Origin of the sequence: Castellaniella sp., from assembly GCF_049651205.1 — a bacterium.
GTDB lineage: Bacteria > Pseudomonadota > Gammaproteobacteria > Burkholderiales > Burkholderiaceae_B > Castellaniella.
Map to the genome: position 1 here is coordinate 47,545 of NZ_JBASBR010000004.1, position 14,676 is coordinate 62,220.

Consider the following 14,676-nt stretch of genomic DNA (forward strand, 5'->3'; position numbering starts at 1 on the left):
TATTTAAATAGTATAGCTATGCAATTATAGCGAAAAAACCAGCTGAACCGATGGAATGAGCATCAGAAACAGCTGGTGGTGTGGCTGGTTATATAGCCTCGGTGCGTTGCATCAACCAGTTGCGCGTATCGCCATCCACCAGGGGCAGCAGCTGCTTGCGCACGTGCTGATGGTAGGTATCCAGCCAGCGGATCTCATCGGCAGACAGTTGCTCACGTACCACGCAACGAGTATCAATGGGGCACAGTGTGACGGTTTCGAACGCCAGAAACGAGCCAAAGGCCGTTTGCGCCGCAGGCACAGCCAGCATCAGGTTTTCGATGCGAATGCCCCATTGGCCGTCCCGGTAAAGGCCGGGCTCGTTGGACGTGAGCATGCCTGCCCGCATGCCTTGGTGGGCTCGGGCATGGCCACGCACGGAAATAGACTGTGGGCCCTCGTGCACGTTAAGAAAATAGCCCACCCCATGGCCGGTGCCATGACCATAATCCAGGCCACGCTGCCACAAAGGGGTACGCGCCAGCGTATCCAGCACAGATGACGGGGTATCCACTGGAAACTGGGCGCGGGCCAGCGCAATATGGGCCTTGAGTACCGAGGTGTAATCCACCCGCTGCGCCGCCGAAGGCGTGCCTATGGGCACTACCCGGGTGATATCGGTGGTGCCACCCAGATACTGCCCGCCCGAATCAATCAGGAGCAGGCCGTCACCCTGGATAAACGCATGCGCCTGCGGCGTGGCACGGTAATGCGGCATCGCGCCGTTGGCATTGAAACCCGCAATAGTGGCGAAGCTCAGGCTGACAAACCCAGGGCGCCGCGCACGTGCAGCCGACAAATAGGTGTCGACATCAACCTCGGTAAGCTTCTGGCCCTCGGCCAGGGCAGCCTCAAACCAGGCGAAAAACTCGCACAGGGCGGCACCATCCTGGGCCATGACCTGACGGATCTGAGCAGCTTCTGCGCTTGTTTTGACAGCTTTCAGCAACTGCGAAGGGTTGATGTCCTGGATCAGGCGGGTTTGCGTGGCATGCGACAGCGTACCTGCCGTCACCCGCACGGGATCCACGAGCAAGGGGGCATCGACCGGCAACTGCGACAGATCGGCTGCCAGCGACGGGTAATCACGCAGCTCAACCCCATCCTCGGCCAGACGCACAGCCAGATCCGCATCAATTTTTGCAGGCGCCACGTACAGGCGCACGCGGGATTCATCCAGCAAGGCATGCGCCAGAAATACCGGGTTGTAATCGACGTCGGCGCCGCGCAAATTAAGCAGCCAGGCGATGTCGTCCAGAGAGGACAACAGGTGGTACTGAGCCCCTTTAGCCTGCATGGCCCGGCGCACCTCGGCCAGGTTGGCAGCGCGGCTGCGGCAGGCGTGCGGCGGCAGGTGCTCGAACACCGGCGCGGTGGGCAGATCGGGGCGATCTTCCCAGATGGCGCCAACAGGATCTTGTCCAAGCACAAGGCTGATCGAGGCGGCCTGCAAGGCCGGCTGCCAGCGTGTCGCAGTGGACTGATCCAGCACGCGGCCGTCCACGGCCAGCTGGTCTCCCTGCTGCAGGTGTTCAAGCAGCCAATCCAGCATGTCGGGTACCTCGGGGGTACCCGCACGCATCAAGATGATGCCTGAACCCTGCAACTGGGCATCAGCCTGCACCCAATAACGGCTGTCCGTCCAGAGGCCGGCAAAATCTGCTGTAAGCAGCAGACTGCCTGCCGACCCATCAAAACCCGACAGCCAGGCCCTGGCCGCCCAGTGTTCTGGCAGATATTCGGACAGATGGGGATCGGCCGTGGGGATCAGGCAAGCCTGAACCCCGGACAGGGCCATCTGCCCGCGCAGGGCCGCAATGCGATCGGCCGGAGCCGCTAGAGAATGCAACAAAGACACCATGGTTCCTTAGGCAACTGCCGACACATCCAGTTTGGCAGACGTCTTGGCCTTGATCTCGTCGACAGAGACGCCGGGGGCGAGCTCGGTGAGCTTGAGGCCCTTGTCGGTGACTTCCATGACGCCCAGATCGGTGATGATCAGGTTGACTACCCCGACGCCGGTAAGCGGCAAGGTGCATTCGGGCAGCAGCTTGAGGCTTTCGGAGCCATCTTTTTTATTGACGGCAACGTGCTCCATCAGGACAACGACCTTGCCAACCCCGGCGACGAGGTCCATGGCACCGCCCATGCCTTTGATCATCTTGCCCGGAATCATCCAGTTGGCCAGATCGCCTTTCTCGGACACCTGCATGGCGCCCAAAATGGCCAGATTGATCTTGCCGCCACGAATCATGCCGAAGGAATCGGCCGAGGCAAAGATGGACGAACCAGGCAATGTGGTGACGGTTTGCTTGCCGGCGTTGATCAGGTCGGCATCGACCTGATCATCCGTGGGAAACGGGCCAATGCCCAGCAAACCGTTTTCGGACTGCAACCAGACCTCCATGCCGTCAGGCACGTAGTTGGCCACTTTTGTGGGCAGGCCGATACCCAGATTGACGTAAAAGCCGTCTTGCAATTCTTTGGCAGCACGTGCCGCCATTTGTTCACGATCCCAAGCCATGTAAATGCCCCTTATTGACGAATAGTGCGTTGTTCGATGCGTTTTTCGGGATGCGCATTGAGGACGATACGGTGCACATAAATGCCCGGCAAATGAACTTCATCGGGATCGAAGGTGCCTGTGGGCACCACCTCTTCGACCTCAGCGACGGTGATTTTCCCGGCCATGGCGACATTGGGGTTGAAATTGCGCGCAGTGCGGCGAAACACCAGGTTGCCGCTGCGATCAGCCTTCCAGGCCTTGACCAGAGAGATGTCGGGTGTCAGCGAGGTTTCCATCAGATAGGTGCGGCCGTTGAACTCGCGGGTTTCCTTGCCATCGGCCACCACGGTGCCCACCCCGGTGGGTGTAAAAAATGCCGGGATACCGGCACCACCTGCCCGCAGCTTCTCGGCCAGGGTACCTTGCGGCGTGAACTCGAGTTCAAGTTCTTTGGCCATGAACTGGCGCGCAAATTCTTTGTTTTCGCCCACATATGAGGCAATCATTTTTTTGATCTGGCGCGTGGTCAGCAACTGTCCCAAGCCAAAATCATCCACGCCCGCATTGTTGCTGACACACGTGAGACCCTGAACACCGGAGTCCCGCAATGCGGCAATCAGGGCTTCGGGGATGCCACACAGCCCGAAACCGCCGACAGCGATCATCTGGTTGTCGGCAACGATGTCGCGCAAAGCCGCGGCAGCGTTTTCATAGACTTTATCCATACGACGTTTCCTTTGAGACCAACTGAGAAAAAAGAATCAGTGCGAAAAACAGTGCGCCAACATATGGCGATCTGCAGATGTCCAGGGTACAGGCCGGCCGGTGGCACCATCGGTGCACACCAGCACATTGCGGCCGTGCGCATGACGGTTTTCGGGGTTGTCAGCCGAAGCGATCCAGCAATCGAGCTCGATGCTGGTCTGGCCCACACGCACGAGCGTCATGCCCACCACAATAGAAGCAGGATACAACAGAGGTTTCAGAAAATCACACGAGGCATGTGCCAGCACACAATAACGCCCCTTGGAGGGCTCCAGATCCATAGCCCGAAACAAACGTACGCGTGCTTCTTCAAAGTAGCGAAAATACGCCACGTTGTTGACATGGCGCAGTGCGTCCATATCGCCCCACCATATGTCCAGCTGGATTTCAAACGTCCCTGAAGGTGTTTGACTGTCTGGATATTCAGCGGACATGCAACACTCCTTGAGCAGGCCGGGCCCGCGCCATTCACAGCCATGCAGTATAACGATCTGCAATACAATGGCCGGCAATTCAAGCACCAAGACACGGGAGCCATAGACATGACTGAACGCGAATCCATGGAATACGACGTCCTCGTCGTTGGCGGCGGCCCGGCAGGCCTGTCAGCCGCCATCCGCCTCAAGCAACTGGCCACTGATCGCGGCCAGGAAGTCAGCGTCTGTGTGCTGGAGAAGGCATCCGAAATCGGCGCCCACATTCTGTCGGGCTGTGTGATGGATCCAAGAGCCATCACCGAGCTCATCCCCGACTGGAAAGAAAAAGGCGCCCCGCTGGATCTCGAGGTTCAGGAAGACCGCTTTCTGTTTCTGACCGAAAAAGGCAGCCGCGGCACACCGGGCTGGCTGCTTCCCGACTGCTTTAAAAATCACGGCAATTACATTGTGCGTTTGGGGCACGTTACCCGCTGGCTGGGTGAGCAGGCTGAAGCCCTTGGCGTGGATGTTTTCCCAGGGTTTGCCGCCGCCCAGATCCTTTATTCGGACACCGGTGCCGTGCGAGGCGTACTGACAGGCGACATGGGCGTGGCCAAAGACGGCAGCCATACCGACGCCTATCAGCCCGGCATGGAGCTTCTTGCCCGTTACACGATTTTTGCCGAAGGCTCTCGCGGCCATCTGGGACGCCAACTGATCGAAAAATTCCGTCTGGACGCCGGGCGCGATCCTCAAAGCTACGCAATCGGCATCAAAGAACTCTGGGAGGTTGATCCTGCCCAGGCACGGCCTGGCACGGTGATGCACACGGCGGGCTGGCCGCTGGATTCAGATACCTATGGTGGCTCATTCCTGTATCACCTCAAAGACAATCTGGTGGCGGTTGGGCTGGTGGTGGGGCTGGATTACGCCAACCCGTGGCTGTCGCCCTTTGACGAGTTCCAGCGCTACAAGACACATCCGCATATCCGCAGCATCTTCGAAGGCGGCAAGCGTGTGGCTTACGGTGCCCGCTCGCTGACAGCCGGCGGCCTGCTGTCGCTGCCCAAGATGGTGTTTCCGGGGGGCGCCCTGGTGGGCTGCGAAGCCGGTGTGCTGAATGCATCGCGCATCAAGGGCAGCCACTCTGCCATCAAGACAGGGGCCCTGGCGGCCGAAGCCGCATTCGAGGCGTTGGCAGCCGGCCGCAGCCATGATGAGCTGACCACCTACCCTGCTGCATTTGAATCCTCCTGGTTACATGCCGAGCTCAACAAATCACGCAACTTCAAGCAGTGGTTTAAAAAAGGCCGCACCATTGGCACGCTGATGACAGGTGTCGAGCAATGGTTGCTCAAGGGCAGCATCCCCTGGACCATCCATCACACCAAACCGGATCACGCCTGCCTGCAACCCGCAGCGCAGTGTGCGCGCATCGACTACCCCAAGCCCGACGGCAAGCTGACATTCGATCGCCTGAGCTCGGTGTTCATCTCCAATACACACCACGATGAAAACGAGCCCGCGCACCTGACACTGAAGGACGATACCGTGCCTGTGCAGGTAAACCTGGCCAAGTTCGGCGGCCCCGAGGCGCGTTTCTGCCCGGCGGGCGTGTACGAGTTCGTCAAAACAGACACCGGCGAAGACCGTCTGCAGATCAACGCGCAAAACTGTGTTCATTGCAAAACCTGTGATATTAAGGATCCCACGCAAAATATTGTCTGGGTGACACCACAGGGTGGCGAGGGGCCGGTATATAACGGCATGTAAAATGACACGGGGCGCTGCTTGAGACAGCGCCCTTTTTCATCACCCGAAGATGTTGTCACCTTATGGCTACATCAGCACCTGAGCGGCAAGGCCCCGGCAAAAAAATCAATGGATATCGCATACGCCACCAAGTTTCTGGGCGCGCTGTTCGCCATCATGAATCCCTTTATTACTCTGCCACTGTTTCTGGCGCTGACCACACAGAAATCCGTGGCCGAGCAGCGCAATCTGGCCGTGTCCATCCTGGGATACACCACTGCCATGTGCGTCGTGATTGCACTGGGGGGCAGCCACATCATCAGCTTTTTTGGTGTCAGTCTGGACTCCTTCCGGGTTGCGGGCGGCATGGTACTGATTGGCATTGCGCTGTCCATGCTGAATGGCCAACCGATTACATCCCACGAGCGCGCCACCCAGGAAAAAAGTGCCAACACCGCTGCGGCAGCGGCCGCAGGCACGGATGACAACCCAGCCTTCTACCCCCTGACCTTCCCCATGATCATCGGGCCCGGCACCATCGCTACCTTGATCATCTACAGTGCCCAGGCCAGAAGCACTGCCCGTATCGTCGGTTTTAGCGTAGTGCTGCTGGCGGTACTGGCCGCACTGTTTGTCGTTCTGTATTTTGCCGCGTCAATCGGCAAACTGCTGTCCACCAAGATGCGCGTTATCATGGCCCGCATCATGGGCATCATCCTGGCCGCCATTGCGGTAGAGATGGTGTTTGCCGGCGCCAAGGCGATGCTGCCAGGGCTGGCGCACTGATATCGGGGCAGCACTGAACGGCAGCGCTGCCGCAGCCTCGGTCTCCCCCCAGACGGCGAGGCACCACACCCGAGGCGATATATGGCACCCGTCGAATTCGGCTTTCTGCTGATCCCGCAGTTTTCCATGCTTTCATTCTCGGGCGTGCTCGAACCGCTACGCATGGCCAACCGCCTGGTGGAAACACCACTCTACCGCTGGCAGATGTTTACACCAGAAAATCTGCCGGTTCCAGCCAGCAATGGCCTGCTGTTCGAGCCTACCGGACGCATGGAAGCACCTGGCACGCTGGATACATTGATTGTCGTGGCCGGAATCGATGCCAATACGTACTGCACCCCAGACATCTTGGGCTGGCTGCGCCGGCTGGCCAGCCACAACGTTAATTTGGGGGCCACCTCTGTCGGCCCGCTATTTTTGGCCCGGGCAGGTTTGCTGGACAAGCACCGTTGCACTATTCACTGGGAGAACGTGGCGGGACTGCGGGAGGAATTCCCACTATTGAATATCACCGATGAGCTCTACGAAATTGATGGTCAGCGCTTGACCTGTTCAGGCGGCACCGCGGGGCTGGACATGATGATGCATCTGATCGGCCAGCGGCATGGATATCGCCTGGCCACCGCTGTGGCAGAACAATGCATCCACCCGGAAATCCGCAAATCCCGGGCCAGCCAGCGCCTGTCGCTGCGCAATCGCCTGAACGTAACCAACCCGCACCTGCTGGCCGCCATCGAATGCATGGAGCGGCACATGGAAGACACGTTGAGCAGTGCACAGCTGGCATTGCAGGTTGGTTTGTCGGTACGGCAACTGAACCGCCTGTTTCAATCAAATTTCTCGGTAACACCCAGCGGCTTTTATCGGAACCTGCGTCTTGAACGCGCCCGCAATCTGCTGGAGCAAACCGGTATGCCGGTGGCCGAAGTGAGCCTGGCCTGCGGGTTTGCCACAACCTCGCACTTCATTCGTTGCTTTCGCGAGCGTTTCAGCCATACCCCCACCGCTGCGCGTGGGCATCAGCGTGGGCGCTACGCAGACGCACCACACATGCCAGGCGCCTGAAGCCACCACAGGCAAAAATCCAGCAATAGCATAAAAAGACTATATAACGTCTATTTTGGACTATCAGCACAAGCAAACACACCCTACTATGGGCGCTCAAAGTGCGGAAACACAGCCATGACACCATGGCAGTCTACGCCACATAAAGGTGTTGCAAGCACAACGCCCCACGCCTCAAAAGAGGAGACAAATTCGTGGACATCCTGCTTTACATGGTCGGCCATGCCAACCTGATCCTTGCCCGCACGATTGAGCATATTTCGCTTGTGGGCGTAGCCATCGGGCTGGCCATCCTGACGGGTGTGCCCATCGGTATCGCCATCACGCAGAACCAGCGCGCCGCCAACCTGGTGCTTTACATTGCCTCGATCATCATGACGGTGCCATCGATCGCACTTTTTGGCGTGATGATCCCGGTGTTATCCCTGTTTGGTCACGGCATCGGTTACGTACCCGCCGTCATCGCGGTACTGCTCTATTCGCAGTTGCCGATTATCCGCAACACCTATACCGCCATCAATAATGTCGATCCTGCCCTGCGGGAAGCCGCACGCGGCATGGGCATGACCCCCTTGCAGCGGCTGAGCCGGGTGGAAATCCCGCTGGCGATACCAGTCATCATGGCCGGTGTGCGCAGCGCCGTGGTGCTCTCCATCGGCATCATGGCCATCGCTGCCTACATTGGCGCGGGCGGCTTGGGCGTATTCATCAGCCGTGGCATTTCGCAAACAGATCCCCGCCAGCTCGTGACGGGCGCCGTTGCTGTCAGCGTATTGGCGATTGTTGCTGATTTCTTTCTGCTATGGCTGCAGAACCGTCTCACGCCGGCCGGTGTGCAAACCGCCTGACCCCTAAACCAGAAAAGAGGCCCGACACCATGATCCGGCTGGAAAACCTCACCAAAAAATTCACCACCCACGAAGGTATCGCTACGGCCGCCGACAATATCAATATGGAGGTGCCGACGGGTGAAATCTGCATTTTGCTGGGCCCATCAGGTTGCGGCAAAACGACCACACTGAAGATGGTGAATCGCATCATCCAGCCCAGCTCGGGCCGGGTATTTTTAAACGGCAAAGACACCACCGACTACGACACCATCAGCCTGAGGCGGCAGATCGGTTATGTGATCCAGCAGATTGGCCTGTTTCCCAACATGACGGTTGGTGAAAACATCGGCGTCGTGCCCCGCCTGCTGGGCTGGGACAAGCGCCGCATCCAGCAGCGCACCGAGGCTCTGTTGGAAATGGTCGCATTGGATCCAGCCATCTTTCTGCCGCGCTATCCCAAAGAACTTTCCGGTGGTCAGCAACAGCGTATAGGCGTAGCCCGCGCATTGGCGGCAGACCCCCCGGTGCTGCTGATGGATGAGCCCTTCGGGGCAATCGATCCGATCAACCGCCAGGTCATTCAGGACGAGTTCCTGAAGATGCAGGAAAAATTGGGGAAGACGATCCTGTTTGTCAGCCACGATATCGACGAAGCGGTCAAGATGGGTGACAAGATCGCTGTTTTCCGTGAAGGCTGCCTGCAGCAATTTGACACGCCCAACAATGTTTTGGCCTCTCCAGCCAATGAATTTGTTGCGGATTTCGTGGGGCGTGATCGCACACTGAAACGGCTGAGACTACTCACAGTACACGATGTGCTGGCCGCGCTACCGGCCTCTGGGGACACCGGCCAGCCTGATCAAGCACAGGAAGACAGACCCGAATGCCAGATCCTTGAAAACGAGGATCTGCGCATGGCCGTGTCGCAGATGTTTACCTATGATCTGGACGAACTGACGGTGATTGACCCCGCCGGACAATACTGCGGCAGGATTACTCAGCAAGCGATCCGGCAGATGCTGAGCCACCACGACAAGGTACCTCGCCAGGACACCTCGGCGCGGGAATTGCAGGGGCCCGAATCATGAGCCGGGGGGTCAGCACACCGCGGCAGCCCAGCGTCAAAAACGACCGTCTGCTGATTCTTGCCCTATTGGCCTTGGCTGGCGTCTGGCTGCAGATAAATGGTATGGCCGAGGATATCCTTTCTCATTGGGATGACATTCTTTACCTGACCCGCCAGCACATCGAACTCACACTGATCTCTGGCGGCCTGGCCATTGCCACCGGCTTGCCGCTGGGTATTGTGCTGAGCCGCCGCTTTATGCGCCGTTGGGCCGAAGGCGCCATGCAGCTGCTCAATATCGGCACCACTATTCCAACCCTGGCAGTCCTGGCCTTGTCCATGACGTTGCTCGGGATCGGCACCGCGCCGGCCATCTTTGCACTGTGGGTTGCCTCACTGCTGTACATCGTGCGTAACACCTACTCTGGCCTGACCGCCGTCCCTCAGCATCTGCAAGAGGCTGCCTATGGCGTAGGCATGGACGCCTGGCAGGTGCTGTGGCAGGTAGAACTGCCCAATGCATTGTTCGTGATCTTTGCAGGCATCCGCACTGCATTGGCCATCAACGTCGGAACCGTGCCCCTGGCTTTCCTGGTGGGCGGCGGCGGGCTGGGCGAGCTGATTTTTACCGGCATCGACCTCAACGACACCGGAACCATGCTGGCAGGCGCTATTCCGACGGCTCTGCTGGCAATTGCCGTCGATGCCCTCATAGGCATGACGGCCAACGCCCTGATCCCCCGAGGCGTCAATCCACTGCGATAGCGTTTACAAGCGCAGCTTTTCTTCCCCAAGGAGTAGACAAATGAAGCAGATCCTCAAACTCGTCCAGGCAAGCGCCACCGCGGCCCTCGTTATTTTTTCCGGGCAGGCGGCGGCCGCCGACCCCATCGTGGTTGGCGGCAAAAATTTCACTGAACAGCAGATCATGGCAGAGATGACCAGCCAGTTGCTGAAAGCCAAGGGCCATGACGTTGACACACGCGCCGGCATGGGCAGCGCCGTGCTGCGCCAAGCACAGGAAAACGGCCAGGTCGATGTCTATTGGGAGTACACCGGCACGGCGCTGATTGTCTACAACAAAGTAACCACGCCGATGTCGGCGCAGGACGGCTATGCCAAAGTGAAAGCACTGGACGCCGCCAAGGGGCTGGTCTGGCTGAACCCCTCCAAGGCCAACAACACGTATGCATTAGCCATGCGTCACCAAGAAGCCGATAGCCTGGGCATCCATACGATCAGCGACCTGGCAAACACCCTGAACGGTGGCAAAGACCTGACCTTTGCCGTCAATGCCGAATTCTATGCCCGCGCCGACGGCCTCAAACCGCTTCAGAAGACCTACGGCTTCGAGTTTAAACGCGCCAACATCAAGCGCATGGATACCGGGCTGACCTACCAGGCACTGCGTGACAAACAGGTGGACGTCGCCCTGGTCTTCGCCACGGACGGGCGTATTCCCGCCTTTGATTTTGTGGTGCTGAAAGATAACAAAGACTATTTCCCATCCTATGCACTCACCCCGGTCATTCGCAAGGCCGTCCTGGATAAACAACCCAAGCTGGCCGACACCCTGAACAGCCTGTCTGCCGTACTGGACGACAAGACCATGGCCCACCTGAACGCTCAGGTTGACGTTGATCACAAATCCATCAGCGATGTATGCCAAGCGTTTCTCAAGGAAAAAGGGCTGATCTGAACAGAGCCCACCGTGCCATTTGCAATCAAAGGACATGACACCATGACCGACGCTTCACGCCTGCGTGCCGCCGTCGCCCAGACCGAAGGGCGATGCGGCGACCTGGCCTACAACCTGGAGATACACCTGGCACTCATCGAAGAGGCCCGGGCCCAGGAGGCGGATCTTCTGCTGTTCCCGGAACTGTCCCTGACGGGCTACAGCCTGGGCGACGCGGCACTGGCGCTGGCGCGACGCACCGACCATGAAATCATCCAAAAAATTGCGGCCGCAGCCAAAGGCATTGATGTCGTCTTCGGTTTCGTGGAAGAAGCCCCGGCAGCCCGGTTTCACAACGTCATGGCCGTGGCGCGGGACGGCGCCGTGCGCTTCGTGCACCGCAAGATCAATCTGCCTACCTACGGCCAACTGGAAGAAGGCAAGTTGTACGCCGCCGGCCAACAAGTGAATACCTGCCCGGTTCGCGGCCCCTGGGAAGCCGGCCTGCTGATCTGCGCCGATTTTTGGAACCCAGCCCTGGTTCACCTGGCCATGCTGCAGGGGGCCACCGTGCTATTGGCACCCATCAGTTCCGCCCTCGGGGTTGTCAGTGGCGGCTTCTCCAACCCCCAAGGCTGGGATCTCGCCACGCGCTTCTACGCCATGATGTACGGCACCCCAATCCTGATGGCAAACCGGCTGGGGCAGGAACACAACACCCAATTCTGGGGGGGCTCACGCATTCTCGATCCGCAAGGTCAGATCGTGGCACAAGTGCCCGAAGGGAAAAGTGGCTTGGCCTGGGCCGACCTGGACTACGAAGCCGTACGCCAGGCGCGATTCAACCTGCCCACTTTGCGAGACTGCAACCCCGACCTGAACCTGCGGGAACTGCAGCGCATCATGAACTCCCCCGGCTGACCTCAAGCCATCCTCCGAGCGCACGACACAAACCCGCAATACAAAACACGTACAGGACAAACGATGAAGGATTATCTTCTGGACCCGGAAGCCAGGGAGTTCCGCGCCACCACCCGCGAATTTCTGCAGCGCGAACTCGCCCCCCGATCGGACGCGATCGAAAACAGACAGGACTGGGCAGCAGTCAAGGCCGTTGTCCAGGCACTGGGCAAGGCCCACTACCTGACGCTGATGTTTCCTGATCTCTACCGTGGCTCGCTATCCACACCCGGCCTTGTTCATGCCGTGATTCTGTCCGAAGAAGCCGCCGCGATCAACTACGCCTTTGAGACCACCATCGCCACGGCAATTTCCTGCGCCTATCCCCTACACCGCTATGCGCTGCCCGACATTCGGGCCCACTATCTGGACGGCATCATCGGGGGTAGTGAAATAGGGGCGATTTGCGTCACTGAGCCCAACGTAGGTTCAGACAGTGCGGGCATGCAAACCCGGATAACGTTCGACGATACACGCAACGAATGGGTGATCAACGGGTTCAAACGCTATATCTCGAATGCATCCGTGGCCGACACCTACATCGTTTACGGCATCAGCAACCCTGCGGTAACCGCGCAAAAAGGCATGAGTGCCGTCGTTGTCCCCAAGGACACGCCCGGCATCCGCTTCCCTCGCAACTACACCTTCATGGGGCGACGGGGCTGCATTGTCGGAGAAGTCGAGTTCCAGGACTGCCGGGTACCCGCCAACCACCTGCTGGGCCGTCGAGACGAAGGGTTTCGCATCATGCTGGGCATGTTCAATTTCGAGCGGATCATCCTCGGCGGCTCGGGCCTGGGGCAGGCGCGCGCGGCATTCGACATTGCCACCACGCACGCACAGCGGCGCAACAGCTTCGGGCAGAAATTGGGGTGCAAACAACTCATCTGGGATCGCGTGGCAGAAATGAGCTGGCGCATCGATGCCGCCGAGCTGCTCACTTACAAGGCTGCCCTGCTTTACGACGCCGGAGCGCTCTCCGCCAAAGAGCTGATGAAGCCGGCTTCGATGGCCAAGCTGGTTGCCACCGAGACCGCCCTGTTTTGTGCGGATGCCACCGTCCAGATTCTGGGCGGAGACGGCCTGACCAAAGAATATGGTCGCGCCGAGCAAATCTACCGCGATGCACGCGCACTCACCATCGTTGGCGGCACCTCCGAAATGGTGAAGTACCTCATTGCCAGCACCGACATGCCCTCCATCAAACCCAACCTCTGACGACTAGCCCAGTATGAACGTTTCCTCGATTCTCACCCAAACGGTGGACAAGCATCCTGGCAAGGAGGCGCTGGTCTTTGAAGGACGGCGATGGACTTACGCGGCCTGGAATGCCAGGATCAACCGCCTCTGCCACGCGCTGTCTGATATGGGCGTGCGGCCGCTGGACCGTGTCGCGCTGTATTTGAAGACGGACGAAGCATCCGCAACCCTGTACTTTGCCTGCCAAAAAATTGGTGCCGTGGTCGTGCCAATGAATTTCCGGCTGGCACCCGCAGAAGTTGCTCATATCTTGCGCGATTCGGGTGCACGCGTGCTGGCCTACAGCCAATCGCACGCCGCCAGTGCGCTGGCGGCTGCGCGAGAAGTGCACAGTACTCACGACTTCATTGCTGTCGCGCCGCAAGGTGTGCTTGTCACCCCCGGCCACCACGACTACGAGGCACTGGCCAGCAGCGGCAACACGGAAGAACCAACCTATCACCCGGATGCCGGACAACTCTCCGCGCTGGTGTACACCTCCGGCACAACCGGCCGCCCCAAAGGGGTCATGCACACGCATGCCAACGATGTTGCCATCGCCATGAACTGCACAATGGAATACAGCTTGGGCGCCGCAGACCGGGCCTTGCACATTGCACCGCTTTATCACGTGGGCGGCATGCAGGCCTATTTCCTGCCGCACGTACTCGTCGGTGGCACCAACATCATCGCCAGCCACTACGAGGCAGGCGCCACACTGGAAATGATCCAGGCCGAGCACATCACGACGCTGTTTGCGGTGCCCACCCAGATCCAGCAAATGCTCTTTCACCCTCACTTCCGGGATTTCAACGTCTCATCCCTGCGCATGATCACGACGGGCGGGGCCGCCATCGCCGCAACCACGATGGAGAGGGTGCTGCGCGAATTCTGCAGCGGTGTATACAACGGCTACGGCATGACTGAAGCAAGCCTCACCCTGCTCCTGCATCCCGAAGACGCGCTGGCTCGCCCTGGCTCCTGCGGCAAGCCTACCCTGATCTCCCAGGCACGGATCGTCTCCCACAACCCCCAGCGCGACGTACCACCAGACGAAGTTGTTTCACCGGGCACTATCGGCCAACTGATCGTGCAAGGCCCCCAAATGATGGCAGGCTATTGGAACAACCCAGCCGAGACCGCCCGCAAGCTGAAACATGGCTGGCTCTATACCGGGGATTTGTTTAGCCAGGATACCGACGGCTATTACACATTCCAGGGGCGTACCGATGACATGATCGTTTCTGGAGGCGAGAACATCTACCCGCGCGAAGTAGAAGAGGTACTGTACCGCTGCCCCGGTGTCAGGGAAGCAGCGGTCATCGGCTTGCCGGATCCGAAATGGGGGCACATGGTCACCGCGATTATCGTCCGCTCTGATCCTCACCTGGACGCCAACGTCATTGATTCCTTTTGTCAGAACAGTGGCCTGCTGGCCGCCTTCAAGCGCCCACGGCGGTTTTTCTTTGCCGAACAGCTGCCCCTTAATCCCAGCGGCAAGGTGCTGAAGCACGAACTCATCCGGCAGTACGGGCTGGAAGCATAAACGCCGGCCGCGCTTCATCATCCACACC

Annotated in this window: 14 protein-coding genes; 10 read left to right on the forward strand and 4 right to left on the reverse strand. The window is 59.0% G+C overall.

The annotated features are described in order from the left end of the window. Nucleotides 1-88: 88 nt before the first annotated feature. From WA928_RS01375 to WA928_RS01390, 4 genes are read right to left on the reverse strand one after another with little or no spacing between them, the layout of a single operon-like run. Nucleotides 89-1,900: a M24 family metallopeptidase gene (locus tag WA928_RS01375; protein ID WP_424298611.1), complete on the reverse strand. Its 1,812-nt coding sequence runs from the start codon at nucleotides 1,898-1,900 to the stop codon at nucleotides 89-91. A 6-nt stretch (nucleotides 1,901-1,906) separates the two neighbouring features. Then, a complete protein-coding gene (locus WA928_RS01380) occupies nucleotides 1,907-2,563 on the reverse strand; it encodes a CoA transferase subunit B (RefSeq protein WP_350382101.1) in 657 nt (218 codons plus the stop codon). Nucleotides 2,564-2,574: 11 nt separating this feature from the next. Further along, entirely contained in the window at nucleotides 2,575-3,270 is a 696-nt protein-coding gene (locus tag WA928_RS01385) for a CoA transferase subunit A (RefSeq protein ID WP_350382102.1), read from the reverse strand. A gap of 36 nt (nucleotides 3,271-3,306) precedes the next feature. Then, nucleotides 3,307-3,744 carry an acyl-CoA thioesterase gene (locus WA928_RS01390; RefSeq protein WP_424298616.1) on the reverse strand — a complete coding sequence of 146 codons (438 nt, stop codon included), beginning with the start codon at nucleotides 3,742-3,744 and terminating at the stop codon, nucleotides 3,307-3,309. A 108-nt stretch (nucleotides 3,745-3,852) separates the two neighbouring features. On the opposite strand from WA928_RS01390, the gene WA928_RS01395 reads away from it, so the two are divergent. The 10 genes from WA928_RS01395 to WA928_RS01440 all read left to right on the forward strand — a co-directional run bounded on the left by WA928_RS01395 (nucleotide 3,853) and on the right by WA928_RS01440 (nucleotide 14,648). Then, a complete protein-coding gene (locus WA928_RS01395) occupies nucleotides 3,853-5,499 on the forward strand; it encodes an electron transfer flavoprotein-ubiquinone oxidoreductase (protein ID WP_350382105.1) in 1,647 nt (548 codons plus the stop codon). Between the two features lie 108 nt (nucleotides 5,500-5,607). Continuing rightward, the gene (locus WA928_RS01400) at nucleotides 5,608-6,264 is read left to right on the forward strand and encodes a MarC family protein (protein WP_417251974.1); all 657 of its coding nucleotides are present in this window, start codon (nucleotides 5,608-5,610) and stop codon (nucleotides 6,262-6,264) included. An 81-nt stretch (nucleotides 6,265-6,345) separates the two neighbouring features. Continuing rightward, nucleotides 6,346-7,329 carry a GlxA family transcriptional regulator gene (locus tag WA928_RS01405; RefSeq protein ID WP_417251975.1) on the forward strand — a complete coding sequence of 328 codons (984 nt, stop codon included), beginning with the start codon at nucleotides 6,346-6,348 and terminating at the stop codon, nucleotides 7,327-7,329. 194 nt (nucleotides 7,330-7,523) lie between these two features. Continuing rightward, nucleotides 7,524-8,177 carry an ABC transporter permease gene (locus WA928_RS01410; RefSeq protein WP_417251976.1) on the forward strand — a complete coding sequence of 218 codons (654 nt, stop codon included), beginning with the start codon at nucleotides 7,524-7,526 and terminating at the stop codon, nucleotides 8,175-8,177. A 29-nt stretch (nucleotides 8,178-8,206) separates the two neighbouring features. Then, complete coding sequence (locus WA928_RS01415) at nucleotides 8,207-9,247, forward strand: ABC transporter ATP-binding protein (RefSeq protein WP_424298622.1); 1,041 nt, start codon at nucleotides 8,207-8,209, stop codon at nucleotides 9,245-9,247. After that, nucleotides 9,244-9,990, forward strand: coding sequence for an ABC transporter permease (locus WA928_RS01420; protein WP_350382111.1), 747 nt, complete (start codon nucleotides 9,244-9,246; stop codon nucleotides 9,988-9,990). Before WA928_RS01415 ends, WA928_RS01420 begins: the two co-directional genes overlap by 4 nt. A 40-nt stretch (nucleotides 9,991-10,030) precedes the next feature. Beyond that, nucleotides 10,031-10,924 (forward strand): glycine betaine ABC transporter substrate-binding protein, encoded by an 894-nt coding sequence (locus WA928_RS01425; protein WP_350382112.1) that lies wholly within the window; start codon nucleotides 10,031-10,033, stop codon nucleotides 10,922-10,924. A gap of 42 nt (nucleotides 10,925-10,966) precedes the next feature. Then, a complete protein-coding gene (locus WA928_RS01430) occupies nucleotides 10,967-11,824 on the forward strand; it encodes a nitrilase-related carbon-nitrogen hydrolase (RefSeq protein WP_350382113.1) in 858 nt (285 codons plus the stop codon). 63 nt (nucleotides 11,825-11,887) lie between these two features. Further along, nucleotides 11,888-13,081: an acyl-CoA dehydrogenase family protein gene (locus WA928_RS01435; RefSeq protein ID WP_424298627.1), complete on the forward strand. Its 1,194-nt coding sequence runs from the start codon at nucleotides 11,888-11,890 to the stop codon at nucleotides 13,079-13,081. A gap of 13 nt (nucleotides 13,082-13,094) precedes the next feature. Beyond that, the gene (locus WA928_RS01440) at nucleotides 13,095-14,648 is read left to right on the forward strand and encodes a class I adenylate-forming enzyme family protein (RefSeq protein WP_350382116.1); all 1,554 of its coding nucleotides are present in this window, start codon (nucleotides 13,095-13,097) and stop codon (nucleotides 14,646-14,648) included. Nucleotides 14,649-14,676: the final 28 nt, after the last annotated feature.

Coding starts and splice junctions, on each gene's coding strand:
- WA928_RS01375 (WP_424298611.1), bottom strand. CDS start 1,900: ATGGTGTCTTTGTTGCATTCTCTAGCGGCTCCGGCCGATCGCATTGCG.
- WA928_RS01380 (WP_350382101.1), bottom strand. CDS start 2,563: ATGGCTTGGGATCGTGAACAAATGGCGGCACGTGCTGCCAAAGAATTG.
- WA928_RS01385 (WP_350382102.1), bottom strand. CDS start 3,270: ATGGATAAAGTCTATGAAAACGCTGCCGCGGCTTTGCGCGACATCGTT.
- WA928_RS01390 (WP_424298616.1), bottom strand. CDS start 3,744: ATGTCCGCTGAATATCCAGACAGTCAAACACCTTCAGGGACGTTTGAA.
- WA928_RS01395 (WP_350382105.1), top strand. CDS start 3,853: ATGACTGAACGCGAATCCATGGAATACGACGTCCTCGTCGTTGGCGGC.
- WA928_RS01400 (WP_417251974.1), top strand. CDS start 5,608: ATGGATATCGCATACGCCACCAAGTTTCTGGGCGCGCTGTTCGCCATC.
- WA928_RS01405 (WP_417251975.1), top strand. CDS start 6,346: ATGGCACCCGTCGAATTCGGCTTTCTGCTGATCCCGCAGTTTTCCATG.
- WA928_RS01415 (WP_424298622.1), top strand. CDS start 8,207: ATGATCCGGCTGGAAAACCTCACCAAAAAATTCACCACCCACGAAGGT.
- WA928_RS01420 (WP_350382111.1), top strand. CDS start 9,244: ATGAGCCGGGGGGTCAGCACACCGCGGCAGCCCAGCGTCAAAAACGAC.
- WA928_RS01425 (WP_350382112.1), top strand. CDS start 10,031: ATGAAGCAGATCCTCAAACTCGTCCAGGCAAGCGCCACCGCGGCCCTC.
- WA928_RS01430 (WP_350382113.1), top strand. CDS start 10,967: ATGACCGACGCTTCACGCCTGCGTGCCGCCGTCGCCCAGACCGAAGGG.
- WA928_RS01435 (WP_424298627.1), top strand. CDS start 11,888: ATGAAGGATTATCTTCTGGACCCGGAAGCCAGGGAGTTCCGCGCCACC.
- WA928_RS01440 (WP_350382116.1), top strand. CDS start 13,095: ATGAACGTTTCCTCGATTCTCACCCAAACGGTGGACAAGCATCCTGGC.